Annotated in this window: 20 protein-coding genes and 1 riboswitch; of the genes, 6 read left to right on the top strand and 14 right to left on the bottom strand. The window is 66.3% G+C overall.

Features of this window, described 5'->3' with window-relative positions; translation table 11 throughout:
• Positions 1 to 13: 13 nt before the first annotated feature.
• From ACIPRS_RS04805 to hslO, 8 genes are all read right to left on the bottom strand, one after another.
• A complete protein-coding gene (locus ACIPRS_RS04805; RefSeq protein WP_446537692.1) occupies positions 14 to 2,884 on the bottom strand; it encodes a TonB-dependent receptor domain-containing protein in 2,871 nt (956 codons plus the stop codon).
• 213 nt (positions 2,885 to 3,097) lie between these two features.
• On the bottom strand, positions 3,098 to 4,486 hold the full coding sequence (locus ACIPRS_RS04800; RefSeq protein WP_446537691.1) for a putative 2OG-Fe(II) oxygenase: 1,389 nt from the start codon (positions 4,484 to 4,486) through the stop codon (positions 3,098 to 3,100).
• A gap of 45 nt (positions 4,487 to 4,531) precedes the next feature.
• Entirely contained in the window at positions 4,532 to 6,478 is a 1,947-nt protein-coding gene (locus ACIPRS_RS04795; protein WP_446537690.1) for an O-linked N-acetylglucosamine transferase, SPINDLY family protein, read from the bottom strand.
• The gene (locus ACIPRS_RS04790) at positions 6,475 to 7,485 is read right to left on the bottom strand and encodes a class I SAM-dependent methyltransferase (RefSeq protein ID WP_446537689.1); all 1,011 of its coding nucleotides are present in this window, start codon (positions 7,483 to 7,485) and stop codon (positions 6,475 to 6,477) included. The genes ACIPRS_RS04795 and ACIPRS_RS04790 overlap by 4 nt, the downstream gene beginning before the upstream one ends.
• The gene (locus ACIPRS_RS04785) at positions 7,455 to 8,129 is read right to left on the bottom strand and encodes a TIGR02466 family protein (protein WP_337730509.1); all 675 of its coding nucleotides are present in this window, start codon (positions 8,127 to 8,129) and stop codon (positions 7,455 to 7,457) included. Before ACIPRS_RS04785 ends, ACIPRS_RS04790 begins: the two co-directional genes overlap by 31 nt.
• Positions 8,130 to 8,270: 141 nt before the next feature.
• Positions 8,271 to 10,943, bottom strand: a complete 2,673-nt coding sequence (locus ACIPRS_RS04780) for a TonB-dependent receptor plug domain-containing protein (RefSeq protein ID WP_446537688.1) — start codon at positions 10,941 to 10,943, stop codon at positions 8,271 to 8,273.
• A 293-nt stretch (positions 10,944 to 11,236) separates the two neighbouring features.
• A complete protein-coding gene (locus ACIPRS_RS04775) occupies positions 11,237 to 12,070 on the bottom strand; it encodes an XOO1806 family protein (protein ID WP_446538007.1) in 834 nt (277 codons plus the stop codon).
• 148 nt (positions 12,071 to 12,218) lie between these two features.
• Positions 12,219 to 13,115 (bottom strand): Hsp33 family molecular chaperone HslO, encoded by an 897-nt coding sequence (gene hslO, locus ACIPRS_RS04770; protein ID WP_446537687.1) that lies wholly within the window; start codon positions 13,113 to 13,115, stop codon positions 12,219 to 12,221.
• Between the two features lie 124 nt (positions 13,116 to 13,239).
• On the opposite strand from hslO, the gene mtgA reads away from it, so the two are divergent.
• The 3 genes from mtgA to ACIPRS_RS04755 are packed head-to-tail and all read left to right on the top strand — an operon-like array spanning position 13,240 to position 15,438.
• Positions 13,240 to 14,013 (top strand): monofunctional biosynthetic peptidoglycan transglycosylase, encoded by a 774-nt coding sequence (gene mtgA, locus ACIPRS_RS04765; protein ID WP_446537686.1) that lies wholly within the window; start codon positions 13,240 to 13,242, stop codon positions 14,011 to 14,013.
• Between the two features lie 5 nt (positions 14,014 to 14,018).
• On the top strand, positions 14,019 to 15,050 hold the full coding sequence (locus ACIPRS_RS04760; protein ID WP_446537685.1) for a glycosyltransferase family 2 protein: 1,032 nt from the start codon (positions 14,019 to 14,021) through the stop codon (positions 15,048 to 15,050).
• Positions 15,010 to 15,438 (top strand): CBS domain-containing protein, encoded by a 429-nt coding sequence (locus tag ACIPRS_RS04755; RefSeq protein ID WP_192200322.1) that lies wholly within the window; start codon positions 15,010 to 15,012, stop codon positions 15,436 to 15,438. The genes ACIPRS_RS04760 and ACIPRS_RS04755 overlap by 41 nt, the downstream gene beginning before the upstream one ends.
• 14 nt (positions 15,439 to 15,452) lie before the next feature.
• Here ACIPRS_RS04755 and ACIPRS_RS04750 read toward each other — a convergent pair whose 3' ends face one another.
• The 5 genes from ACIPRS_RS04750 to ACIPRS_RS04730 all read right to left on the bottom strand — a co-directional run bounded on the left by ACIPRS_RS04750 (position 15,453) and on the right by ACIPRS_RS04730 (position 22,024).
• Complete coding sequence (locus tag ACIPRS_RS04750) at positions 15,453 to 17,402, bottom strand: AsmA family protein (RefSeq protein WP_446537684.1); 1,950 nt, start codon at positions 17,400 to 17,402, stop codon at positions 15,453 to 15,455.
• A gap of 87 nt (positions 17,403 to 17,489) precedes the next feature.
• Positions 17,490 to 18,185, bottom strand: coding sequence for a PAQR family membrane homeostasis protein TrhA (trhA, locus tag ACIPRS_RS04745; protein WP_337730503.1), 696 nt, complete (start codon positions 18,183 to 18,185; stop codon positions 17,490 to 17,492).
• Positions 18,186 to 18,308: 123 nt separating this feature from the next.
• Positions 18,309 to 19,925 carry a peptide chain release factor 3 gene (locus tag ACIPRS_RS04740; protein ID WP_446537683.1) on the bottom strand — a complete coding sequence of 539 codons (1,617 nt, stop codon included), beginning with the start codon at positions 19,923 to 19,925 and terminating at the stop codon, positions 18,309 to 18,311.
• A gap of 84 nt (positions 19,926 to 20,009) precedes the next feature.
• Complete coding sequence (locus ACIPRS_RS04735; RefSeq protein ID WP_446537682.1) at positions 20,010 to 20,936, bottom strand: peptidoglycan DD-metalloendopeptidase family protein; 927 nt, start codon at positions 20,934 to 20,936, stop codon at positions 20,010 to 20,012.
• Positions 20,933 to 22,024, bottom strand: a complete 1,092-nt coding sequence (locus ACIPRS_RS04730; protein ID WP_337730500.1) for a phytase — start codon at positions 22,022 to 22,024, stop codon at positions 20,933 to 20,935. Before ACIPRS_RS04730 ends, ACIPRS_RS04735 begins: the two co-directional genes overlap by 4 nt.
• A gap of 113 nt (positions 22,025 to 22,137) precedes the next feature.
• A riboswitch (SAM riboswitch) is annotated at positions 22,138 to 22,254 on the top strand.
• A 91-nt stretch (positions 22,255 to 22,345) separates the two neighbouring features.
• Between ACIPRS_RS04730 and metX the strand changes: the two genes are divergently transcribed.
• From metX to ACIPRS_RS04715, 3 genes are read left to right on the top strand one after another with little or no spacing between them, the layout of a single operon-like run.
• Complete coding sequence (metX, locus tag ACIPRS_RS04725; RefSeq protein WP_446537681.1) at positions 22,346 to 23,392, top strand: homoserine O-succinyltransferase MetX; 1,047 nt, start codon at positions 22,346 to 22,348, stop codon at positions 23,390 to 23,392.
• Entirely contained in the window at positions 23,389 to 24,612 is a 1,224-nt protein-coding gene (locus ACIPRS_RS04720) for an O-succinylhomoserine (thiol)-lyase (RefSeq protein WP_446537680.1), read from the top strand. Before metX ends, ACIPRS_RS04720 begins: the two co-directional genes overlap by 4 nt.
• Positions 24,609 to 25,685 (top strand): homoserine dehydrogenase, encoded by a 1,077-nt coding sequence (locus ACIPRS_RS04715; protein ID WP_446537679.1) that lies wholly within the window; start codon positions 24,609 to 24,611, stop codon positions 25,683 to 25,685. The genes ACIPRS_RS04720 and ACIPRS_RS04715 overlap by 4 nt, the downstream gene beginning before the upstream one ends.
• A gap of 18 nt (positions 25,686 to 25,703) precedes the next feature.
• Here the strand turns inward: ACIPRS_RS04715 and ACIPRS_RS04710 are convergent, their stop codons facing one another.
• A complete protein-coding gene (locus ACIPRS_RS04710) occupies positions 25,704 to 26,675 on the bottom strand; it encodes an alpha/beta fold hydrolase (RefSeq protein WP_446538006.1) in 972 nt (323 codons plus the stop codon).
• Positions 26,676 to 26,691: the final 16 nt, after the last annotated feature.

Below are 26,691 nucleotides of genomic sequence, written 5' to 3'. Positions count from 1 at the left end.
GTGCAATCTAGACTCAGAAGTTCATCGTATAGCGGGCCCACAGGTAGCGGCCGACCGTATCGAACGTGTTGACGTCGGTGTTCGCATTGAGCACGTTGTTCTGGTACATCATCTGCGGCTGCTTGTCGAACACGTTGTCGAGGCCGACCTCGACCTTGGAGTTCCACCACGGCAGGTTGTAGCTGGCGCTGATGGCGTGGGTCAGGTAGTCGTCGAAGTCCACCGAGTAGCAGTACTCGGGGCTGGCGGCGCTGCAACCGCCGTCCGCACTGGCGATCTCGAAGCCGCTGACGTAACGCGTGCGCCAGGAAACGCCGAAGTCACCCTTCTGCCAGTTGACGAAGGTACGGGCGCGGACGCGCGAGTAGTTGCCGTACGACTTGTTGTACGTACCGGCGAGGCTCACGACCGTATCGGTGTCATCCAGCGGGTTCACGTCATTGTCGTACTGCGCGATGTACGTCGCGTCCATGCCGAGCACCCAGCTGCCCCATGCGGTGTCGGGCAGGCGGTAACGCAGCGCCAGGTCCCAGCCCTTCGTGTCCAGGCGGCCAAGGTTCACGATCGGCTCGCGGATGAAGTCGACCTGTCCGTTGGCACGGCGATTGATGAAGTCGCAGAACGGGTGGCTGTCGTTGCTGAAGCAGGTGTTCACCACGGTCTGCGCGTCAGCGCGGGTGATGGTCTCGTTGAGGTAGAGGCGCCAGTAGTCCAGGCTGACCGAGAAGCCCGGCAGGAACTCCGGATCGTAGACCGCGCCCCAGGAGAACGACTTGCCTTCTTCCGGCTGCAGGTCGAAGCCGGCGGCCACGGAGCCGGACCACACGCCGTTGGTCTGGGACGTCGGGGCAGCACCGATACCGGTGGTGGGGATGTTGGTCGCGCCGGCACCCGCACCACACGCGTTCTCGTGGTTGCGCGGTGCGCCGGTGGCGCCGTAGCCCTGGCAGGGGTCGTCCAGCTGCGGAGAGTCGCCCTGCGGACCGGCGTACAGATCCTGGATGCGCGGCGCACGGAAGACTTCGGCCACCGTGCCGCGGAACAGCAGGTTCTCGATCGGACGCCATTCCACCTGCAGCTTGCTGTTGGTGGTGTCGCCGAAGGTGCTGTAGTCGGAGTAGCGGCTACCGATGCTGACCGACAGCAGGTGCGCGAACGGCATCTCCGAAAGGATCGGGACGTACAGTTCGCCGTACACTTCGGAAACATCGAACTTGCCGGACAGTGCCGAGCTACAGGCTTCCTGCGAGATGAAGCAGCGACCTTCCTCGTTGGCGATGGCGATGTAGTCGACTTCGCTGCGCTGGTATTCCTCGCGCCACGAAGCACCGAAGGCCAGCTGCACGGCGCCGGCCGGCAGGTTGAACAACTCGCCACTCGCGTTGGCTTCGAAGCTGCGGTTCTGGCGCATGGTCGAGTAGTACGGACGTGCTTCGTACTGGCTCAGCGTCGCGATGGTCTGCGGGTCATCGATGTTGAAGATGTTCAGCGGCGTGCAGCCGGCGATGATGGCACCCGGGGCGCCGCACTTGACCACGCCGTCGGTGTCCAGGAACGACGGACCCAGTGCATCGGCCAGGCCCGCGTAGTACACGTAGCCGTAGCTGGTGTTCTCGCTCAGGTAGTGGCCATAGTTGAACGCGGCGTCCCACTTCCAGGTTTCGCCGACGAAGCCTTCCAGGCCTGCGACGACCTGCGAGGTGGTGGTGTCGTAGTAGGAGCGACGCTGGCCCAGCGAAGTGAAGCGCGTCAGGAACAGGTTGTCATCGGTGGCGCTGACCGGCCCGAAGTTCACACCGAACGGGTTGTAGTAGTTGTCGGCGGAGATGACGACGCCGTCGGACGAGGTGTCGAACGGCAGCGCGGCGATCGCGAAGTTCGACGACGTCTTGTTGTGGTAGACCTCGGCAAATGCGTTCAGGTTGTCCGTGATCTGGTAGTTCGCCAGGAAGAACGCATTGGTGCGCTCCTGCGGCGTCATGATCAGGTTGGTGGCCTGGTAGTTGTACGAGTCGGTCGAGCCCGTGTAGCAGCGGTAATCGTCGGTGGTGTCGCCGGCAGCACCGGGGATGCGGGTGACGTTGTCGCAGCCGTACTGTGCGATCAGCGGGCTGCCTTCCGGGAAGAAGATGCGACCACGCGGAGCGCGGCTCGAACCGGCGATGGAGACCGCACCGCTGTACAGGTAGGTCGCATCCTTCGAGAAATCACGGTCAGCCGAAGAGATGCCATCGAACTTGTTGTAGTTCAGGCCGGCGATGATGTTGCCCTTCTCGCCCACCTGGCCGAAGGTCACCGAACCGCCGCTGCGCTGGCCGTCCTGGTGGCTGGGGGTCATGCCGAAGTCGACCGATGCGGTCAGGCCTTCGAAATCGCGGCGCAGGATGAAGTTGACCACGCCTGCGACGGCATCGGAGCCGTACACGGCCGAGGCGCCGCTCATCAGCACTTCGATGCGCTCGACGGCCGAGGACGGAATGGAGTTGAGGTCGTTGTTGACGATGCGGCGACCGTTGACCAGCAGCAGGGTGCGCTCGGAACCCAGACCGCGCAGTTCCACGGTGGACGAGCCGTCGCCACCGCCATTGTTGACCTGCGGGTTGGTGGCGGCGCCGGAAACGGCGGGCAATTCCTGGATCAGGTCGCCCAGCGTCAGCTTGCCGGTCTGTTCGATGGCGGCGCGGTCGATGATCACGACCGGGCTGGCGGTCTCGGTTTCAACGCGGGCAACGCGCGAACCGGTGACCTGGATGGCGTCCAGGGTCTTGGCGCCTTCGGTGGTGGATTCCTGTGCGAACGCGAGGCCGGTGCCGGCAGCGCTGGTCGCACCCACTGCGAGGACGAAGCCGATGGCTTCGCGCAGCTTGGTGGTCTTGAAGTTCATTCTCTCTCCAGATGAGGTCTGTTACGCCCTAGGGATACCCGGCTGGCAAGCCAAATACGGCTACCAAAATGCTGGGGTGACCCGATCATAGACGCGCGGCCGGGAGAATTAAAGAGTCGTTAAGGCGCTTTGGCGGGCCCGGGCGGGAGAAATTTCCATTTCCCTCTATTCATGCGCGTGATGAATGGGTGAAAGCCCCAGATTCGACGGGGATCAGGTGGGGATGACGTCGAACGCCAGGCTGATGCGCGCGGTGGGGCCACTGTAGGGGATGGTGTGGTGGAAGAAGTACGAAGGGAAAAGCAGCACTTCACCCGTGCGGGGAACGTGCTGGAGGCTGCGGGGAGGCGCGCTCCGGGCAAACTCGGGCTGCGGATGCCCGAACACGATGGCACCACTGTCCGTCGCCGTGGGCTGGCCCGCATCCAGATAGAAGACGCCACTCATCCAGCCGGCCGGATGGATATGGGGCGTCTGGTGGCCTCCTTCGTGCAGAACGGTGGCCCACATCTGCAAGCGCCAGCGCCGGGGCATGGCAAGCCGCCAGGGATGCGTTGCCAGCCCGGGATTGGCGGCCAGTGCCGCCATCTGGCGGGTAACCCCTTCGGACACCGCCTCGCCAAGCGCATGGAAGGGAGACCCTTCCGTCAGGTCGAGCATGATGCTCTGCTGGCCGCGCACCGTTGAACGGCCGGCCGGCTCCCAGTTGAGCTCGGGATGGGATTCGACGGCCACGCGCAATCCGTCCCGTGCGGTCTTGGGAAGGGTGTCGAGTGTCGTCACGCCGAGCAATGCGGCGAAGTCCATCAGCGCATCCACCTCGTCGTGGCGGCCAAGCTCGTTGGCTGCGATGTACAGGCCTGCCAGGGCGGTCTGGTCTCCCGGTGCCAGCGCGAGTGCGCGCTCGAATCGCCGGTAGGCCGCGTCGGGCTGGCGTCCCCGCAGAAGACACAGGGCGTGGTTGGTCAGGAACTCGGGATTGGACGACGTTGCGGGTTCGAGCCGCGAATAGAGCTGCAGCGCAGACGGAACATCTCCCGCGCCATCGTAGGCGCTGGCCAGCGCGTGCAGGATCGCCGGTTGTCCGGGCGAACGTAGTTCCGCGGCGCGCAGTGCGTGGATGGCGTCGGCCGCATCGCCCTTCCGCAGCAGCAGGATGCCCATGTTGACCCAGGCATCCACCATGTCGGGTTGTAGCTGCGTGGCGTGCCGGAAATCGTCCAGGGCCTCGCCGAGCCGGTGCAGGCCGAGGTGGGCCAGCGCACGCTGGAAGTAGGCCGGCGCGAAGCCGGGCGACGCCGAAATGAAGTGGTCGAAATCCGCGCAGGCCTGTGCCGGCTCGCTCAATCCCATGAGGACCAGACCGCGCTGGAAGTACCAGTCATCGTGTCCCGGTGCCTGCGCGATGGCGCGATCCAGCACCTCCCGCGCGGCGGCAAGGTTGCCCACCTGGTAGTGCACGCCGGCCAGTTCGCTGGCAACGGGAGCCCCCGCTTCCAGGCACAGGCGGTAAAGCCGGATCGCTTCACCGGTCTGGCCCTGTTGCAACGCCGCGCGCGCCCGCGAAATCAGTTCTTCGATAGAGGAATGTTCGTTCGTCATCTCGTGGTTACCGGTTGGACCCTGCCGAACGGAGGGAATGGTCCGTCAGGCGAGGATGCCTTTCTCCCGGAGCATCCGCTCGCAGGTCGCTTCTATTCCCGCTGCCGAGCGCCTTGCGTCGAACAGGACGCCTTCCCGCACGGCCGTCGCGACGCGATGGCGCAGCGCTTCCAGTTCGTCGGGATGGTTCGCGAGCCAGACGGCCCGCTCCACATATTCGGTGGTATCCGCCACCACGAGTTCTTCCAGCCCGAGGGCCCGGTTGACACTGACACCAAGGCGTGAGGGTGGGGTCTGCCCGGCGCGGCAGAGTACTGGCAGTCCGCTGGCGACCGCATCGAGTGTGGTGGCGCCACCTTGATAGCGGAAGGCGTCGAGCATCAGGTCGCAGCTCGCCGCCCGGTCGGCCTGCTCTTCCGGTGCAAGGGCGTCGACCACCATGAGCCTGGATGGATCACCTCCGATGGCGCTCCATTGCCTGAGAAAGCCCGGCCGGGCCGCAGGAGGCAGATACACCATCAGCGTGGCCCGCGGCGCCAGCCTCATGATCTCGAGCCATGCCGCCACCAGCGCTGCGTCCAGCTTGTAGCTGTTGTTGAAGCTGGCAAGAACCGGGCTTCCCTCCGCCGGCAGGCCGAAACGTTCGCGCTGTCTGCGACCGCCAACCCGCGGGGGAGGAGGGAAGACGCTTACCGGAAGGCGGACGACACGGTCGTCGAAGGGCCAAGCCTGCGTTGACGGTTGTACATGTTCATCGAGCAGGATGGCGTCCAGCCAGGGCGCCTGCTGGGCATGAAGGAAGCCAAGCCAGCCGAGTTGCAGGGCTGCGGGACGGGATGCCAGGATTTCCAGGCGTGCGCCCGTGGTAGGTCCGTTCAGATCGATCAGGACGTGGATGCCGTCCTGCCGGATACGCTCGACGACGCCAGCGACGCCCAGATCCCCGCACTCTACGTACATGTCGCTGCTCTCGCGGATCCGCGATGCCACCGCATCATCGTGCCGGCGGAGGGAATAGACGAAGACCTCGAATCGCTCCCGATCATGGAGGCGGAACACATCGTCTACCAGTTGCCCCACCGCGTGCATGCCCAGGTCTGCGGAGAGATAGCCGATCCGGATCCTGCCGCCGGCTGGAATGGGTTCCGGGGCTGCGGGCGCGAGTCGGACAAGGGCAGCCGTGCGCGCGGAAACAGCCTCCATGTAGTGGTTCAGGGCGGCCTGGACCAACGCGCTCTCCAACGGGAGATACGTGAGCGGGAACGCCTCGAGAACGGCCTCGCGTGGAATGCCATCGGCGACCAGGCGCCGGAACCGCTCAAGCGTTTCATGTTCGCTCGAGAACTCGCAGAGTCGCGCTTCGGTCTGCGCCAGGCGAAGGAGGATGTCCGGACGGTCGGGATAGAGGCGGCACGCCTGCTGGTATCCACTGCGTGCGAACGCCAGGTTCCCCGACTGCTCGGCGCACATCGCGATGTTGTAGATCTCTCCCGGCTGTTCGGCCGAGGCTCTCGTGTAGGCGTGGATAGCCTCTTCCCAGCGTTGCTGCTGATGAAGGCTTTCCCCCAGGTAATGCCAGGCTTCGCCGAATCCCGGCGCAAGCGAAAGGGCGCGCCGCAACGACATCTCCGCGCGCGGATACTCGCCCGCCCGGACGTCGATGCTTCCCTTCAGCATCCAGGCCATCGCGTCATGTGGCAAACGCCGCGTGGCTTCGTCCGCCGCCTGCATCGCGTCTTCGACGGTGCCGCCCTCGCGCAGGCACGCGGCCAGCGCGAGCAGCACCTGGGTGTCGCCGGGGGCGAGGCGCCTGACATCCGTCAGTATCTTCGCCGCATCCTGGGTTCGCCCCGTCTGCATGAGCAGGAGCGCGTAGTCGAACAGGAGTGCGGCATTCGCAGGATCCGCCACGAGGGCCCGTTCGTAATGGATGCCTGCGGTGACGGCATCACCGGCCGCGTGTGAACGGCGCGCTTGCTCGGCGTCCGTCATGGCGAGACGACGAGGGTCCAGCCCATGCGGCTGCCAGCGGCCTGGTCGAGGGGGCGCAGGATGGATGATGCGTAACCTGCCTCAATGCACTGTTGATGCAGGCCCTCGAGTTCCCGCAGGTCCATGATGGCGCCGGCCAGGTGTTGCAGTCGCGTGCGTTCGTTTTCCAGGTCATCGCGTGCATTCGCAAGATATTGCAGCGCGTGCCATGGCGAACCTTGCGCCTGTTCCAGCGTGGCGTGCAGGTAGTGGAATGCCTTGCGCAGGATCGCCGCCTCGGGAAGCGCCGAGGCGGCGACGACAAGTCGGGTGGACGCCGACTGGAAGGTCTGCTGGATCTGCGCGGTGCCTTGGCTCGAAGCCGGCGGCCCCGCCAGGCTCGAGACCCACTGGTGCGCCAGGTCGAGGATCCGGGTTTCGTCGAACAAGAGGGCGCACGCTTCATGTTGCTGGTGCAGCGTCATGGAAATCAGCGAGTCCGAGCTATGCAGCAGGAACGCCGCGGTGCCCGCGTGCCCGATGATCCGGAAAATCTCCTGCAGCGCAGGTTCTCGCGTGCGTGAATATTCAAAGGCGTATTGGGACGTGACGAGCGCGACACTGCCCGCTTCGAAGGGCAGATCCTCCATGCGCGTGCGGGCATGGAAGGTGATCCCGTCGAATGACGTCGTACCGGATGCCCAGCGCGGAGGGTCGATATCCGCCGCATCCACACCATGGATATCGAAGTCGATGCCACGCTGCGCGGCATGCCGCTTTGCAAGCAGGGGCAATGCGCCGTTGCCGGTGCCGATGTCCACCACCCGCTGCCGTGCTTGGAGACCGTTGAAGCGGGCATTCCAGAATGCCGCGATCTCGCCGTCGTAGTTCCCTTCGATGGCGGTGGAACAGGAGTGCAGCACGCCGGCGCGCCAGAGCCTGCTCCAGGCATCGCTTTCGAGGGCCGCGGGTCCAGTCGGCATGGTGTGTTCGTGGCTCACGGCGCAGGCACGTTCTTCCAGCGGCACCAGGAATTCAGTGCAACGACGATCCGGGGACGCTCACCGGTGTAGGGGAACACTTCGTGCAGCAGGTAGGAAGGGAAGGCGATCATCTGGCCGGGCTTGTGGTTCAGCTGCCACGGGCCAATCCGGTAAGGGGTCTGCATGCGTTCGATGGATGGGTCGCGGTACATGTCGCAACCGGTCCGGGGATCGTGGAATCGCACGGCACCGCTTTCCGGTGCGCTCGCATCGCCAGGATCGACGCAGTAGATGGCGGACCAGCTGGCGTTGGGATGGTTGTGCAGGCTCTGGAACCCGCCCTTCCTCGTGACATGGAACCAGGAATGCATGTCCAGGTTGATGTTGGCCATGTCTTCGTCGGACAGCTGGTTGATGCCCTGGATGAAGGTCTGCAACGACGCGCGCAGAAAACCGAAAAGTTCCTGGATGGCTTTCTCCGGGCGCTGGTGCAGGAAAAAGTGGCTCTCGAAGATGCCGTACTGGGTGTCGCGGCGTATGGGGTCGCGATGCTTGTCGCCCTGGCTTTCCAGGCGAAGGAACAACGATGAGAGTTCAGCGTTGAGCCGCGAAGCGTCGGCGATCTGGCATTGCAGCATCGGCACCGCGTAGAGCGGAAAAACCTGTGCCTGGATGATGTTGTCCGTCATGCCGTCGCCCTCGGATATCTGGATTTCATGATGCCATGCCGGTGTTCCGGTGCATCGGGTGGACCGGAAAGCACGATGCCCCCGTTAGGGGGCATCGCGTGGACCCGATGGATTGGGTCCGGTTCACAGTCTCTGATCAGATCAGAAGTTCTGCTCGTACTTCATGTACATCATGCGGCCGTACATGTTGTACAGGGTGTTGCTGTAGAACGGGAAGCCGAACAGCGCGTTGTTGATGGGCGCGTCCTTGTTGGTGACGTTGCGCGCACCGACCGAGATCTTCGCCTTCCACGGCAGGCTCACGCCGGCCTGCACATCGAACGTGGTCCACGACGGCAGCGTTGTTGCTGCGGTGCCGTTGGAGCTCGATCCGATGTAGTTGGTGATCACGCCGAAGTTGTAGATGCCGCCGGTCCAGTTGAGGGCCAGTTGTCCACGATCTTCCGGGAACGTTGCCGTGCCGGCGCGTTCGATGGTGCCTGCCGCGATCGGGGTGAAGTCGTACTCGAGCTGATGCGACCAGGCCAACTTGGTGTTGAACGTACCGAAGCTGTCGGTCTGGAAGCGCCAGCTGCCCTCGAAGTCCAGGCCCCGGGCCGTCTGCAGCGCGCCGTTGTCGGTCGGCAGCAGGATCAGGTTCGGAGCGCCCGGCAATACGGCGCCATTGGGTGCAATGATCGAAGCGCCACGGGTGACGCCGTAGCCCGGCACACCGGCATCGCCGTTGCGGAAGGCCAGTGCGCGCGGCACGGTGCCGATCACGTTCTCCAGTTCAACGTCGTAGTAGTCCAGCGCGAACGACAGGTCGGCGGTCGGACTCCACACCACGCCGAGGCCCCAGTTGGTGGATTCTTCGGGGGTCAGGTTCGGGTTGGACGAAACCAGCCAGGTGTACTGACCCGACGAGGTGCAGGGATTCACCGGATAGGGCTGGTAAGCAGCATTGCCGGGGGTGGCACGGACCGCTGTCAGTGCGGCGCACGCCAGTTCGTCACCGCCGGCATGCGGCGGGCTGAGCGTGTTGACAGGCGGGCTGTTCAGGTTGGTGCTGGAGCTGTCGCCGTACATGTCAACCAGCGTGGGCGCGCGGAAACCCTTGCCCCAGCTGCCACGGAACAGCAGTTCGTCCAGCGGACGGAATTCCAGCGACACGCGCGGGGAGAACTTGCTGCCCAGGTCGTTGTAGCTGTCGTAACGGCCTGCCAGGGTCACGTCCAGGGACTCGAAGATCGGGAACAGCGCTTCAAAATACGCTGCATAGTAGGCCCGCTCACCTTCGCCGCCCGCACCCGCAGAGCCGAACACATTGCGTGCCGCACTCTGGGCATCGTAGGTCTGGGTGAAGCGGTCATCGCGGTACTCGAAGCCCGTCACGAAGCCCACCGCGCCGGCCGGCATCTCGAACAGGTCGAAGCTGATATGGCCATCGCCCGTGACCGAACGCATCTGCGATTCCACGAACACGGTGTGGCCGATACGGCCGGCGTTGGCGGCCACGCTAGCATGGGTCGGATCGAAGGGGTTGAACGAACCCGAGTCGATCAACTGCTGCAGCGTGCTGCCGATGCCGTAGTTGTAGTTGATGCTGTTCTGCGAGTTGAGGCCGTGGCCCAGGCTGACTTCCCAGTCGGCGCCGCCGAACCATTCATTGCTGCCATTCAGGCCGACCATGTACTCGCGTTGCTTGTCCTGGCGGATCGAGTCGCGCGTGCCCAGCGGAGTGAAACGATAGTAGATCGTGCCCGATTGGCCGAAGGGGTTGAACGGGTTGGTGGCCGAAATGGTCGGCAGCAGACCCGGACCACGACCGCCATTGTCCACTGGCGCCGAAGCGTAGACGCCCAAGCTGCGGGTCTCCGAATTCAGTGCACGGAAGAAGAACTGCGTGGACTCGGTCAGGTTGTAGTTGCCGTTGACGAACAGGGCATTGCGACGCAGCGACGATTCGTTGGCCGAGGTGGCACCGTGATCGAAAGCACAGCGGGTCGGACTGATGCGGATGCTGTTCTCGAACTGGTCGCAGTTGGCAACGCTCTGCAGGCCGGCGCTACCCAGGAAGGTGGCCGAGGAGTTGTACGGGCTAAGGCCCGCGGTCCACAGGGCGGCGGGAATCTTGTCGCGGATGTCACGGTTGAACATCATGTCGCGCTGCTGGTGGTCCAGCACGAAAGTGACGTTGCCGCGGTCGGACGAGATGCCACCCGAGACGCTGAGGGTGTTGCCATCAGGGCCGGCTTCGGACGAAGTCTCGTAGCTGGCGGTGACGTTCATGCCCTCATAATCCTTGCGCAGGATGATGTTGACCACGCCGCCGATCGCGTCGGAACCGTACACGGCGCCGGCGCCTTCGCGCAGGATCTCGATGCGCTCGACCGCAGAGGTCGGGATCATGTTGATGTTGGCCGCGCCGCCGGACAGGGCGCCGGAGTTGGTCATGCGACGGCCATCGATCAGGACCAGCGTGTAGGCCGAGCCCAGGCCGCGCAGGTTGATGGTGGCCTGCGAACCCGTGGCCGAGCCCGAAGATTCGCGCGTGGAGCCGAACGAGTTGTAGACGTTGTTGCGCAGGAAGTCGGAGACCGACAGTTCGCCCGCCGCTTCGATGTCCGCACGGGTGATCGTGGTGATCGGCGCTGCTGTTTCGATATCGGTGCGCTTGATGCGCGAACCCGTCACCTCGATGCGATTGAGGGTCGTGGTTTGATCGCTGCTGGCTTCCTGAGCGAAGGCAGCGCCCACGCCCGTGGCCGACACAGCACCGACCGCGAGCGCGAACGAAATCGCGTCACGAAGCTTCGTGGTTTTGCAGTTCATTTCTCTCTCTCTCCCGTAAGGGGTATCCCAAGGTGTCCCTCGAGGCGGTCAAAAGGGTGACCACGAAACGAGGGGGTGACCGGATACTAGTCGGCTTTTAACGGGAATTAAACCCGCGTGAAGATTGAGAGGGGAGAGACGTAAGTTTTGTTACGTTTTTGTGAGATGGCGCACACAATTCAGCCGCCACGCGTGCCCGTATGGTGCTGGAGAGGGGCGAATCGGGGTTGTGCATACGCAAGCACAGGGCCATACGCCCCCGAATGAGGCGAGCCGCAGAAGGTAGTGGCGGACTAGAGGTCCTGCTCGTACCGGACGTAAGGCACGGTGCCTTCGTCGGCGTTGTCGTTGGTCAACGAGAACGGATTCTTGCCGCGGGTGATGACGTTCTCGGCACCCACGGTGAGCTGTCCGCTCCACGGGGTACGCCAGGTCAGGCCCAGGCCCAGGCCCTCGAACTTGCCAGGCTGGCCAGGCACGTCGATGACGCGGCCGATGATGTTTGCGCTGAAGGGGCCGTAGCCGCCGCCGACGGTGAGGCTGCGGCTGTTCCACCGCTCCGCGAACGCCGGCAGGTCGGAAGCCGGTACCAAGGTGGCCTTGGCGACTGCGCCACCGATGGAGACGAAGCCCTCGCGACCGATGTTCTTCTGCCCGAACACGGCCAGATCGTTCTGTTCGACCCGACCCGTGCCACGGCCGGACGACAGCCATGCCGGCAGCGTGTCGCGGCCGGTGCCGGCCGAAAGACCGAGCTTGCCGCCCGGGCGGCTGAGGACGGCAGACGCGCTGATGCGCTGGCTGGACGTTGCCTCGTCCTCGTCTTCCAGGGTCGCCAGCATGCAGTGGCTCGCCAGGTTGCCGATGTTGCCAACCACCCCGGCCTTGCGATTGCAGACCAGCCCAAGCGCATCGCCGCTTTCAAGCCCGAATGCCGTGGTGAGTGAATTGCGGCCCATGCGCCAGCGGGCACCGGCCTCCGCCTGGCCCGTGGGTTCCAGCAACAGGACGGCCTCGACCTTGCCATCGTTGTTCCAGATGGGCAGGGCAGTGGCTTGGGCATCGGCGGCCGGCTTGCGCGTGTTCTTCTGCGCATGTGCGTCCACTGCCACGCCGGAGGCGAGCAGCAGGGCAAGCGACAGTGACAGGCTACGCAGATTCATGGCTCGCTTCAGACTCCTAGGACGACCTGGAGTTCCCCTCCCGAAGGGGAACCGATGCTATGCCGTTTATGTTTCTTTAACAAGTCCCCGGGGCGTCCGGCTGATGACCGGACTACTGCAGGCGGTGCGGTGCCTCGACTTCGACCGGGTGCGAACTGAAAAGTTCCGCGATCTCCGAGGGCGTGAATCGATACTGTTGCCCACAGAACTCGCAACGGACTTCAGCCGCCCCGTCGGCCAGTGCGGCCGTCGCCTCCTCCTCCCCCAACGACTGCAGCATGCTCTCAACCCGTTCGCGCGAACAAGAGCATCCGAACCGAACTGGGCGTTCGGTCAGTATTTGCGGGGCTTCCTCGTGGAACAGGCGGTGCAGCAGGTCCCGGGTGGGGACCGCCAGCAGTTCGGCTTCACCGAGGGTATCGAAGAGGGCGCCCGCCCGGTTCCAGCCGTCGACGTCGCCCTCGTCACCCGGCAGCTTCTGAAGCATCAGGCCGCAGGCGCGCTCGCCGTCAGCGGACAGCAGCAGTCGGGTAGGCAGTTGTTCGGACTGGCGGAAGTAGTCCTCGAAGGCTTCTGCCAGGCGGCTGGCCTGAAGCCCGACCAGGCTCTGGTAGCGCTGGGGTTCGCGGGGATCCAGTCCGGGATTCTCGATGGTGATGGCGAGCAGCGCGTCGTCGCCCAGGTCGCGCAGATCGCGCGGGGCATCCTGTTCTTCCGGCATCTGGACGATGCCGCGTACGGTGCCAGCCGCCGTGCACTCCGCGAACAGGGTACGCAGGGCGCCGCTGCTGCGGAGTTGGATGGACAACCGCCCATCCACCTTGGTGTGGCCGGTGAACAGCACCGCCGCGGCGCTGGCTTCACCCAGCAGCTCGCGGGCGGCCGGCGGATATGCATCCTGTCCGGCCACGGCCTGCCATGCATCGTCCAGGCGCACGGCCACGCCACGGACGCCGGCAGCGGGGAGCAGGAATCGGGTCAGGGTATCGGCGGTGGTGTCGGCGGTCACGGGAGATCCATACAGGGGAAGTGCGGTCGGGCGGAGCGTCTCGGCATAATGCGCCGTACGAATCCGCCAAGGGAAACGCCACGATGGGGGCAACCATGACCATCCTCAAGCTCGGGATGGCCCGATGAATGTGCCGACGGCCGCCAAGGCGCGGCGTCCGCGTCGTTGGTTCCGCTGGCTGCTCGCGCTGCCGTTCCTGTTTGCGGCTGCCAGCATTCTGCAGGTCGCGGTGCTGAGGTTCGTCGATCCGCCGTTCACCGCGTTCATGGCGGCCCGGATGTTCGAAGCCTGGGGACAGGGGGAATGGGGCTTCCGCATTGCCTACGACTGGCGTGACATGGAGCGCATCGCCCCCAGCCTGCCGGTGTCGATGGTGGCGGCGGAAGACCAGAACTTCGCCGTCCATCGGGGGTTCGACCTAGCCGCCATCGAGAAGGCCCGCGCGCACAACCGCAAGATGGTCGAGCGTGCCGAAAAGCGCGGCCGGCCGGTGACGCGACTGCGTGGCGCCAGCACCATCAGCCAGCAGGTCGCCAAGAACCTGTTCCTGTGGCAAGGCCGTCATGCCGCCACCCGTTGGGCGCGGAAGGGGCTGGAGGCCTGGTACACGGTGTTGATCGAAATCCTGTGGCCGAAGCATCGCATCCTCGAGGTCTACGCGAACGTCGCGGAATTCGGTGATGGCGTGTACGGCGGCCAGGCTGCGGCACGAAGCTACTGGGGCAAGGATGCGGCGCGCCTGACGCCCGCCGAAAGCGCCCGCCTGGCCGCAGTGCTCCCGGCACCGCGCCGCTACAGCGCGCAGAAACCCGGCCCCTACGTGCAGCGCCAGGCACGACGCATCCAGCGGCAGGTCGGCCAGATTGGCGGGACGGCCTATCTGGAGACGTTGCGGTGAGCGGCGTGGCCACGTGGCAGGTCACCGTGGTGGTGGCTGCCTATAACGAAGCGTTGTCGCTGCCGCTGCTGCATCCGCGCATCGTGGCGGCCCTGGATGCGATGCCGGAGGTGCGGGGGCGCGTGCTGTACGTGGACGACGGCAGCCGGGATGCCACATGGCCGGTGCTGCGCGCCCTGGCCGCAGCGGATTCCCGGGTCTCGGTGCTGCGGCTTTCACGCAACTTCGGCAAGGAAGCGGCGCTGACGGCGGGATTGGATCGCGTGGAAACCGGTGCGGCGCTGATCCTGGATGCCGATGGCCAGGACCCTCCGGAGCTGATTGGCGAATTCGTGCGCCAGTGGCAGGCCGGTTACGACAACGTGCACGGCACGCGGATCGCACGTGATGGCGAGGGCTGGCTGAAGCGCGCCACGGCGCATGCGTTCTACCGCGTGATCGGCCGCTTGTCGAAGACACCCATCCCCGCCGACACCGGCGACTTCCGCCTGCTCTCGCCGCGTGCGCTTGCCGCATTGCGCGAACTGCGGGAACGGCACCGTTTCATGAAGGGGCTGTTCGGCTGGGTCGGATTCAACCAGGTGGCAGTGCCCTACCATCGCGAAGCACGGGTGGCCGGCAGCAGCAGCTTCGGTTTCTGGAAGCTGTGGAACTTCGCGCTGGAGGGCATCACCAGTTTCACCACCGCGCCGTTGAGGGTTGCGACGTACATCGGCGTGCTCACGGCACTGCTGGCGTTCGCGTTCGCCATCTACATCGTGACCAAGGCGTTCCTGTTCGGGGATCCGGTCGCGGGCTGGCCGACCATGATGGTGGTCATCCTGTTCCTCGGCGGCACGCAGCTGGTGGCGCTGGGACTGATCGGCGAATACCTGGGCCGTCTGTACGAGGAATCCAAGCAGCGTCCGCTGTACCTGGTCGACGCGTGGCAACCGGCGGCGGCAGGAGTATCCTTGCCCGTGCCAGATCGACCCGCTCCCCATTCCGGAGATCGCCATGCGCACGGTTCGTCAGTTGCTGGGGTCCAAGACCCCTGAAGTCTTTTCGGTTTCTCCCGATGCCTCCGTCCTCGATGCCATCAAGCTGATGGCGGAGAAGGGCGTGGGCGCGGTGCTCGCCATGCAGGGCGCGCGACTCTGCGGCATCGTGTCCGAGCGCGACTATGCGCGCAAGGTGGTGTTGCAGGGACGGTCTTCATCCAACACGCCGGTGCGCGACATCATGACGGCCAGGGTAGTGACGGTGCGTCCCGACGACAGTGTCGACCACTGCATGCAGATCGTCACCGAGCATCGCATCCGTCATCTGCCGGTGGTGGAAGGCGAGGCGATCGTCGGCGTGATTTCCATCGGTGACCTGGTCAAGGCCGTGATCGAGGACCAGCAGGTCGAACTGGACCAGTTGCAGCGCTACATCGCCAGCTGAGGCCGACGCGACTACTACTTCGCGTACTGCCCGCCGCAGCCACTGTCTTCACCGGGACCCACTTCGATCGTCGCCAGCAGGGCGGCCGGCGGTGCAATGCTGCCCAATGCGAGCGCGGTGGCGCCGCGCAGGCCGAGTCGCTTGAAGTCGGGACGGAACGACGGGTCCTTGAACGTGCCACCCACCACCAGCGGCGAGCGCAGCGCCAGGATGCTGCGGTCCTTCGGCCTTGGACGCAGTTCCAGGTCCAGCGTCTCGTCCTTCAGGCTGATCTGGCCCTTGCCGACGATGAGCGTGTCGGTGGTGTCGAACGCGAGCGCGCGTGCCTGCATCACGCCGCCCTTGACGGTGAAGTCGCCGAATGCGCAGCGGACGGGCACGGTGCGGTCTTTCGTCACCAGGAACTTCAACGCCTCGGCGATATCGAGGCCGGCCAGTTCCATCAGCAGATTGCTGATCTGGCCACGTCCCATGCCGATGGCGACGTCGCCGCTGGAGCTGCCGAGGATGGCGGCGATCGAATTACCGGTGCCTGTCAGCGAGATATCGCCGCCGATGCGCCCGATGGCGGACTTCGTCAGTTCGGCCTGCGGGAACAGTTCTCCCAGGTCGAGTCCGCGCGCCGCGATGCGGGCCTGGGTGCGGATCGGGCTGCTGCGCGCATCCATTCGGATCTGCGAACGGATGTCGCCCTGCGCGACACCGAAGTTCAGCGGCTCCAGGCGCAACAGGCCACCTTCGAGCAGCAGGTGGGCATCCATGTCATCGAGGGGCAGGCCGGGGGCATTGATGCGGTGGGCCTTCCATCGCACGTCGGCATCCATCGCGCGCAGCTTCGCCAGGTTGTACGGCGTGTTGGGCAGCATCCGGGCGTCGGCGGCCAGGGCGGCGGCCTCGGCACGTTGTTGGGCGTTGGCGGCTTCGCTGCCACCGGTCTGTGGCGGGGCACCCACGAAACCCGCGAGATCGTCGAAGTCGAGCCGTTTCGATGCGAGGTTTGCCTTCAGGAGAGGGCGATCGCGGCCGACCGTCACGCTGGCGGAGCCACCCAGGTCGCTGTCGCCGACGACGCCGGTGAATCCATCGTAGTTCCAGGTGTTGCCGTCGCGGGTGAAGCGGCCATCGAGGCGATAGGGCGGTGTGGGTGGCGTGGCCACGCCGATCAGCGGGAACAGGTCTTCCAGGTTCTGCCCCGCGAGCATGAGCTTGAGGTCGAAGTCGCGCAGGCGGAACGGATCCAGCAGTGTCCCGCGTGCGTGCGCCCGGGTAGCGCCTGCAGTAGCGCGGAGATCGATACGGTAAGGCTTGTCGGTCTCCCGCAGTGCCAGAGGCGAGGCCACCTGGCCGGCGAGGGTGAACCGGTTTCCGGACCACCGGCCCTTGCCTTCGATGTCGACCGGGGGCGAATCCGCAGGCGTCGCGCCCGGCGTGCTTGCCAGCCGGACGTCCACGTCCGTCCTGCGTGCCGGGTCGAGAAACAGCAGGCGTCCGTTGTCGATCCAGAGCGCCCGGTAGACGATACGGCTTTCGCCATCGCGGTCGCCGAACACCCAGTTGCCCTTGCGGTCGGGCCCGGTTTCAAGCCGGAGGTGCGGCTTCGTCAGCCGGATGTCCGTGATGCGTGTTTCCCGTTTTAACAGGAGCGGCCAGATTTCCACGCTGAGTTCGGCGCGGTCTGCGGCGGCCATCACAGGGACCTTCGACCAGGGCGCATTGCCGAAGCTCAGGGTGTTCGCGCGGAGCGTCGTCACCCGCCCGAGGTCCACGTCCAGATCGCCCGCGATCTCGAAGCTGCGCCCGGTCTGCCACGTGACGATGCGTTCGATGGGGCCGCGAAGCCAGTTCCACTGGAAGAGCAGCGCCAGCACCACCAGGCACGCGGCCAGCGCGCCCAGCACCAGCGCGCGGGTGCGCGTCAACGCGCGTAGAGCGAAACGGCTGCGTGGGGAGGGCGCTTCGTCCATGGCCCCATCGTCCTGTGCCGCGTGTTCATGCATTGCGAAGTGCGTACCCGCCGGTTCATGTGCGGGACACGAACGTCGAGGGCCGGTTCAGGGTGCCAGGCGCGGCGTCAGCACCTGCTGGGTGACCGCCACGAAGTGGCAGACGCTGCCCGCGATGACGAAAAGATGCCAGATGGCATGCGAATAGCGGATCGATTCGCGGTGATAGAAGAAGGTGCCCAAGGTATAGAACAGGCCGCCAGCCAGCATCCATCCCAGCGTCCACGGGTCGACGGAGGTCAGCAGCGGCTTGACCGCCACGACCACCAGCCATCCCATCGCGATGTAGATGATCGTGGAGAGCAGCTTGAAGCGGCCGGTGTAGAAGAGCTTGAAGATCACCCCGGCGAGGGCGAGCGTCCAGATGGCCGTGAACAGTCCCCAGCCCCATGGTCCGCGCAACCCGATCAGGGTGAACGGGGTGTAGGTGCCCGCGATGAGCAGGTAGATCGCGCAGTGATCGAAGACCTTCAGCCGTCCCTTCGCCACCGGGTGCTGGATGGCGTGATACAGCGTGGAGGCCGTGTAGAGCAGGAGCAGCGTCACGCCGAACACGATGGAGGCGCCCAGCTGCCAGCCGTCGCCGTGGATGGCCGCCAGCGTGATCAGCACTGCCCCACCCGCAAGTGCGGCGACGGCACCCAGTCCGTGCGTCAGGGCGCTCGCGATCTCGTCGCGGATATCGATCAGGTGATCCGCCCGCTTGCGGGCGCGCAGGGTCTCGAGAGGGGAGGAATCAGACATGCGCCAACGTTACCGCAATGCAGCACCTGATGCATGGACATGGCGCTCATGGTCGGTGGATGAAGGGGCTCCGGCTTGGCCTGGAGCCCTCAACGGCATGCCGCACCGGCTTCCCGCCGCTGGTCAGCCCAGGTCCACGCTGTGGGCGTGCTCGCGCGTCGCCAGGAACGCCACGTCGGGCGCGCGTTCCTGCGCCAGTTGCAGGTTGACCCGCGTCGGCGCCAGGTAGACCAGCTGGCCCGCCGCGTCCAGGGCCAGGTTCATGGCGTTCTTGTCGCGGAACTCTTCGAGCTTCTTCGCGTTGTCGCAGCGGATCCAGCGCGCCGTGGCCACGCTGACGTTCTCGAACGACGCATCCACGCCGTATTCGTCCTTCAGGCGGTACGCGACCACATCGAACTGCAGCACGCCCACCGCGCCCAGGATCAGGTCGTTGCTCATCAGTGGGCGGAAGAACTGGGTGGCGCCTTCTTCGCTCAGCTGCGCCAGGCCCTTCTGCAACTGCTTGAGCTTGAGCGGGTCGCGCAGGCGCGCGCGGCGGAACAGTTCCGGTGCGAAGTTGGGGATGCCGGTGAAGCTGATCGCTTCGCCTTCGCTGAATGTGTCGCCGATGGAGATGGTGCCGTGGTTGTGGATGCCGATCACGTCGCCGGGGTAGGCCTCGGCGGCGATCTCGCGGTCGCTGGCCATGAAGGTCAATGCATTGGCCAGCTTCATTTCCTTGCCGGTACGCACGTGGAAGGTCTTCATGCCCGCCTCGAAGCGGCCGGAGCACACACGCATGAACGCCACGCGGTCGCGGTGCTGCGGGTCCATGTTGGCCTGGATCTTGAAGACGAAGCCGGTGAGCTTGTTCTCCTCCGGCTGCACCTCGCGGCCGGTGGTCTCGCGCGGCTGCGGCGACGGCGCGTGTTCGATGAAGAAGTCCAGCAGCGGCTGCACGCCGAAGTTGTTGACGCCCGAGCCGAAGAAAACCGGCGTCTGCTTGCCGTCCAGGTAGGCCTGCTTGTCGAAGGGATGGCTGGCGCCCTGCACCAGTTCCAGTTCGTCGCGCAGTTGCGCCAGCATTTCTTCGCCGATCTTCTCCGCCAGACCGGGCGCATCCAGCGAGGGGAAAATTGTCGAATCCTGGCGGGTGAAGTTGCGGCCGGGCTCGTACAGGTGCACTTCGCCGGTGATCAGGTGCACCACGCCCTTCAGGCGCTGTCCCATGCCGATCGGCCAGGTGACGGGCGCGCACTGGATACCGAGCACGCTTTCAACCTCGTCCAGCAGGTCGATGGGGTCCTTGCCTTCGCGGTCCAGCTTGTTGATGAAGGTCATGATGGGCGTGTCGCGCAGGCGGCAGACTTCCATCAGCTTGATCGTGCGTTCCTCCACGCCCTTGGCCACGTCGATCACCATCAACGCGCTGTCGACCGCGGTGAGCACGCGGTAGGTGTCCTCGCCGAAGTCGGCGTGGCCCGGCGTATCCAGCAGGTTGACGATCTTGCCCTCGTACGGGAACTGCATCACCGATGAGGTGACCGAGATGCCGCGCTCTTTTTCCAGCGCCATCCAGTCCGAGGTCGCGTGGCGCGCGGCCTTGCGGCCCTTGACCGAGCCGGCCATCTGGATCGCGCCGCCGAACAGCAGCAGCTTTTCGGTCAGCGTGGTCTTGCCGGCGTCGGGGTGGGAAATGATGGCGAAGGTACGGCGGCGCGCCGCTTCGGAGGCCACTGCGCTTTTCGGATCGGACATGGGGCGGGCGCCCGGACGGGCGCAGAGGAAGCGGGGAGGGGCGCGATTATAGCGGGGCGCGGGGGATGGATCGTCGGCGCCGGCTCAACGGCTGGCCGGGAACTGCAGTCGTCCCAGGGGGCCGAACATGCGGAACGGCACCGATTCCAGCCGCATGCCACGGTTGGCCTGCACCACGAAATGCAGGTGCGGTGCGGTGGAGAACCCCGTATTGCCCGACAGTCCGATGTACTGGCCCTTGCGCACGTACTGGCCCACGCGCACCTGTGCGCCTTCCGCCTTGAGGTGTGCGTACAGCGCCATGCTGCCGTCGGAATGCAGGATACGGATGAAATTGGCGCGCCCGCCGTACTTCTCGCGGTTCAGCCCTGCCTTGTCGAAATCCGATTCCACCTGCATCACCAGCCCTTCGCGGGCCGCCACGATCCGGGTGCCCTCGGGAACGGCAAAATCGACCGCGTGCAGGTTCTGCGCGTCGCTGTGGCTGAACCGGCCACCGGGCCCCTGGTCCACGCGCACGCGTCCGTAGTCGAACGGCAAGCGGTACTCGTAGTCCTGCGGGCGGCTGTCCGGATCGCCGGGCATGCCGTCCAGGGTCAGTTCGAAGTCGCCGCCCCGCAGCGGGTCCGTCACCCCGATGTCGGCCACCAGCACGCTGCTGCGCGCCGGGACCACGGCGCGGGCGGGCAAGGCCGGCACGCTGCGTACGTCGCGCTGGCGACGGAAGCCGAGCTGCACTTCCACCGGCCCATGCATCAGGTTGTCGGCCCAGGCTTGGTAGCGCAGGCCCTGTTTCTCCAGCCGCAGACGCACCAGCGCACTGGGCGGATTGCGGAACCGCATGACGTCCAGGCTGCTGTCCGCCAACTGGTCGGGCGGCGGGGGCTGGTCGCCGTACTGCGTATAGCCCTGCTTGTCCTTCCAGCGGTACAGGCGGGCCGCGTGGACGGCGCCGATGCTGGCAACCAGCACGGCGACGCCGCAGGCCAGGGCCAGTACGCGTGCGCTCACCGTGGGCAGTCGCCCTGCAGGTCGAGTGCGCGGGCGATGTCGCGCAGGTCGAAGGCGGCCAGTGATACGTCGTTGTGCAGCGCGAACAGCGCGCCGGCCGGGAACCGCCTGGTCGGCATCGCGTAGACCGTCTCGCCGTCGGTATTGGCCGTCACCTGCCCGGAAAACACGCCGCGGGGCGCCAGCGTGGTGCGGTCGAACACGCGGAAGCGGGTCGGGGTCAGCTGGTCCACCGCCACCCAGTACCCGTCCTCGGCGCTGCATGCCCACAGCGCGATGCCTTCGGCATCGGCGTCGAACACCGGCAGGCTGTGGCCGTTGTAGCGCCCGGACAGGGTGTAGTCGCGCAGCGTGGAGCCCACGCGGCGGTCCTCTTCGGCCACCAGCAGGCGCTGGTGCACCGGATCGCCGGCGATCGACTCCACCATGCGCAGCGCACCCGCCGCACCCGTGTCGCCGAACTCGCCCACCAAGCTGGCCTCCAGCTTGCCACCGTCTTCCACGCGTACCTGGAACCGCTTCACGCGCCCGGACAGTTCTTCCATCGGGGGCAGCTTCATGGTGCGGAAATCGGCCATGAAGCTGTCGGTGACGAACAACTCCAGTTCGCCCGGCGCGGTTTCGTGCACCCACAGACCGTACGGCGCGCGCAGCGCGTCAGCCCCGAACGCGCCCAGCGGCGCGAACTCCGGCAGCCGGAACGCCTGCACCCGGTGATTGTCGCGTTCGGCCACGAACAGCAGGTCGCCGAACACCGCGATGCCGTTGGGGCGGTTGAACTGGCCCACTGCACTTCCGGACGTACCGACCGTGCGCAGGCGCTGGCCGGTGTCCGCGTCGTAGATGGCGAGGTGGTGGGTGGCCTTGGCCGTGGCGATCAGCCAGACCTGGCCGTCCTCCGCGGGCCATGCCACCAGCGAATCGAGTTCGTCGCCGGCGACCGGGTCGGAGACCCAGGCTTCCGCAATGGTGGCGTCGGCTGCGGTCCTGGGCGGAGGCGCGGGCGGAGTGGAGGTGTGCAGGGGGGCGGTGGAGCAGGCGGCCAGCAGCGCCGCGCAGAGACCGCCCAAGAGGCAATTCCGGGTCATGTTGTGAATTATGCGTTATCGCTGTGGCGGCCGGCAGGGAGACCGGCGTCAAATTTCATCGCTTCATCCGAATAAAGCGATTGACATAGGCGGAAACCGGCGGCAGAGTAGCCTCACCATCGAGACCGGCAGAGGGACAGGCCCGAAGAAGCCGGGGCAGCCAGCGACGCGCAAGCGCCGTGTAGGTGCCAAATCCTGCGGGGACCTCAGCGTCTGCCGGAAGATGGTTCGTACCGTGTCCTCAGCACGGCGAACGCGAGCTCCGCGAAGCTCGGTGGTGCAGTCCCGTCCCGCAAGGGATCACGCCCACCGGATGCCGCCATGAGTTTCGTCAGTCCTTCGCTCCATCGCCTTGCCGAGCCTTCGTCGCTCGAGGGCCTCCCGCTGTCTTCCACGCAGGACGACGCGCCCCGCGCCCTGCGCGGCGAAGTGGTGGTGGAACTGGCCATGCGCCACGCCGGCACCCGTGCGGTGACGCTGCGCTACGAGCTGCAGGGACCGGTGGGCGCACCGGTGGTCTTCATCGCCGGTGGCATCTCCGCGCATCGTCACCTGACCGCCAGCGACGTATTCCCCGAAAGCGGCTGGTTGAACGACCTGGTTGGCGCCGGCCGCGCGCTGGATCCGGCGCAGCGCCAGCTGCTCGCATTCGACTTCATCGGCGCCGACGGCCGCCTCGATGCCCCGATCGACTCCGCTGACCAGGCCGATGCAATCGCCAAGCTGCTGGGCGCACTGGGCATCGCGCGTCTGGAGGCCTTCGTCGGTTACTCGTACGGTGCGCTGGTCGGCCTGCAGTTCGCCACCCGCCATCCCGAACGCGTGAAGAAGCTGATCGCCGTCAGTGGCGCCCATCGCGCGCATCCGTATGCGGCCGCCTGGCGCGCCCTGCAGCGGCGTGCGGTGACGCTGGGCCAGTTGCAGTGCGCCGATGCGCAGGGCCTTTCGCTGGCACGCCAGTTCGCCATGCTCAGCTACCGCACGCCGGAGGAATTCGGCGAGCGCTTCGACAGCGCGCCCGAGATCGTCAACGGCCGCGTGCGCGTGGCCGCCGAAGACTACCTGGATGCTGCCGGCGCGCAGTACGTCGCACGCACGCCGGTCACCGCCTACGTACGCCTGTCCGAGTCCATCGACCTGCACCGCGTCGATCCCGCCGATGTCCGCGTGCCCACGCTGGTGGTCGCGGTGGAAGGCGATCGCCTGGTGCCGCTGTCCGATTCCGTGTCGCTGGTGGAAGGCCTGGGCACGCTGGGCCAGTTGCGCGTGTTGCGCTCGCCCTATGGCCACGACGCCTTCCTGAAAGAAACCGACCGCATCGATTCCATCCTCACCTCGGCCCTGCGCGCCGCCGGAGACCTCGCATGAGCAGCTTCATCCCCACCGACGCCGACACCGCGTGTCGTCCCGCCACCGCCGCCGTGCGCGCCGGCATCGACCGCGATACCGCCTATGGCGCCGTCACGCCGCCCATCGTGCTGTCGTCCAACTTCAGCTTCGCCGGCTTCGCGCAGAAGCGCGAATACGACTACACGCGCAGCGGCAATCCCACGCGTGATTTGCTGGCCGAGGCACTGGCCGAACTGGAAGGTGGTGCGGGCGCCGTCATCACCGCTACCGGCATGGGGGCGATCACGCTGGTGCTCAACGCGCTGCTTGAGCCGGGCGACCGCCTGGTGGTGCCGCATGACGCGTACGGCGGCAGCTGGCGCCTGTTCAACGCGTTGGCGAAGAAAGGCCACTTCGAACTGATCACCGCCGACCTGACCGATCCGCGCTCGCTGGCCGATGCGCTGGCGCAGTCGCCCAAGCTGGTGCTGATCGAGACCCCGTCCAATCCGTTGCTGCGCATCACCGACCTGCGCTTCGTCATCGAGGCCGCGCACAAGGCCGGCGCGCGTACGGTGGTGGACAACACCTTCCTCTCGCCAGCACTGCAGACGCCGATCGCGTTCGGTGCCGATGTCGTGCTGCATTCCACCACCAAGTACATCAATGGCCACAGCGACGTGGTCGGTGGCGCGGTGGTAGCGCGCGATGCGGAAACCCACCAGCAGCTGGTCTGGTGGGCGAATGCACTGGGCCTGACCGGCTCGCCGTTCGACAGCTTCCTGACCCTGCGCGGCCTGCGCACGCTGGATGCCCGCCTGCGCGTGCACCAGGAGAATGCCGATGCCATCGCTGCGCTGCTGGATGGGCATCCGGTGGTATCCAAGGTCTACTTCCCCGGGCTTGTGTCGCATCCCGGTCATGCGGTGGCGGCGCGCCAGCAGAAGGGTTTCGGCGCCATGCTGAGCGTCGAACTCGACGGCGGCGAAGAAGCCGTGCGCGCCTTCGTCGAGGGCCTGCGCTACTTCACCCTGGCCGAATCGCTGGGCGGTGTGGAAAGCCTGGTCGCGCACCCGGCGACGATGACGCATGCGGCGATGACGCCGGAAGCGCGCGCCAAGGCGGGCATCTCCGACGGCCTGCTGCGCCTGTCGGTGGGCATCGAGGCCACCGACGACCTGCTGGCCGACATCGGTGCCGCCCTGGCGCGCGCCGAAGCCGTGGTGGCCGAGTCCAAACGCAGGCTCGCCGACGCATGAGCACCGTCGTACGGCTGGCCACCGCGCCGCGTGCCGCGCCGAAACTGGCGCTGCTGGGGACGGGCGTGGTGGGCAGTGCCTTCGTCGCACGTTACCAGCGCCTGCAGGAGCGCGCGTTGCATGTGCCGACGCTGGCATGGCTGGCCAATTCACGCGCCTTGCAGCCTTGCGACGTGTCCGTGCGACAGGCACTGGATGATGCCAACCAGGCCGTCGCCCGCGCTGACGACCTGCCACCGTGGGCGGAGGGCGAAGCTCTGCGTGCCGGCGACATCGTGGTGGATGCCACGGCAAGCGAGACCGTGGCGGACTGGCATGCGGAATGGCTGTCGCGGGGCGTGCATGTGGTGACCGCCAACAAGCTGGGAAGCGGCAGCTCGCTGCCGCGCGCACAGGCCATCGCGCGTGCACGAGCGGATTCCGGCGCGCAGTACGGCGATGCCGCCACCGTCGGCGCGGGACTGCCGCTGCTGCGCAGCCTGCGCGCGCTGGTGGCTGGCGGCGACCGCATCCATCGCGTCGAAGGCGTGCTGTCCGGTTCGCTGGCGTGGCTGTTCAACCAGTACGACGGCATGCGCGCGTTCTCCGGCTTCGTCCGCCAGGCGCGACAGGCCGGTTTCACCGAGCCCGACCCGCGCCTGGACCTGTCCGGCGAGGACGTGCGCCGCAAGCTGCTGATCCTGGCGCGTGCGGCGGGCTTCCCGTTGCAGGCCGAAGACGTGCGGGTGGATTCGCTGGTGCCGGCGGAGCTCGCCGCGCTGCCGCTGGCGGAACTGGACGCGGCGCTCGTCCAACTGGATGCACCGCTGGCAACGCGTTTCAAGGACGCCTACCGGAATGGCGCGCGCCTGCGCTTCCTCGGCCGCTTCGATGCCGAACGCGCCAGCGTCGGCCTGCAGGCACTGCCGGTCGATCATCCGCTGTGCGGCGGTAGCGGCACCGACAATCGCGTGGCGATCTACAGCGACCGCTACCCCGAACAGCCGCTGGTGGTGCAGGGCCCGGGCGCCGGCGCGGACGTCACCGCGGCCGCGCTGCTGGACGACGTACTGGCGATCTCGCAGGCGGCGTAGCAGTCCCTTCCGGGCGCGTCATGGCGTCAGGGCGTCCAGCAACGCCGTGTTGAAGCGCGCCGGGGCTTCCACCTGCGGCGAGTGCCCCAGGTCGTCGAACTCGACCAGCGTCGCGCCGGGGATCGCAGCGGCTGCCCGCTTGCCCAGCGCAGGATAGTCGCCCAGCCGTTTCGCCAGTTCGGGGGATGCCAGATCCTTGCCGATAGCGGTGCGGTCCTTCTGGCCGATGAAGAGGGTGGTCGGTACGGTGATCCGCGGAAATTCGTGGACGACAGGCTGATTGAACACCATGTCCGATGTCAGCGCCTGGCTCCATGCCACCGCGTCGCGGCCGTCGCCTGCGTACATGCCACCCAGCATCCGTACCCAGCGTTCGTACTCCGGCTTCCACTCGCCGCCGTAGTACACCGTGCGCTGGTAGTCGCGGATGGTGTCGAACGAGGTTTTCAGCTCGCGCGCGTACCAGGCATCGATGCTCCGCCACGGCACGCCGTCGGCCTTCCAGTCCTCCAGCCCGATCGGATTGACCAGCACCAGCTGCTGCGTGGCCTGCGGATACTGCAGCGCATAGCGCGTGGCCAGCATGCCGCCCATCGAATGACCCACGACCACCGCGCGCCGAATGCCGAGATCCGCCAGCAGGGCATGCGTGTTGGCAGCCAACTGGTCGAAGGAGTACTGGTAGCGCTGCGGCTTGGCCGACTTGCAGAAGCCGATCTGGTCCGGTGCTATCACGCGGTAGCCGGCCTCCGTCAATGCGGTGATCGCCGACTCCCACGTGGCGGCGCAGAAGTTCTTTCCGTGCAGCAGCACGACGGTACGGCCGTTCGGCGCTGCAGGCGCGACATCGAGATAGGCCATCTCCAGCGATTGGGCCTGTGATGCGATTGCGAAGGCCCGCACCGGATGCGGGTAGTCGAACCCCTCGAGCCGTGCGCCGTGGCGGGGCAGTGCCTCGGCATGCGCGGGCGGGAGGGTGGCGAGGGTCATCGCCAACGTGGCCAGC

It is taken from the genome of Pseudoxanthomonas sp. LARHCG66 (assembly GCF_052871755.1).
The sequence above is the reverse complement of the archived record's forward strand: the minus strand, read 5'-3'. Positions and strand labels throughout refer to the sequence as shown.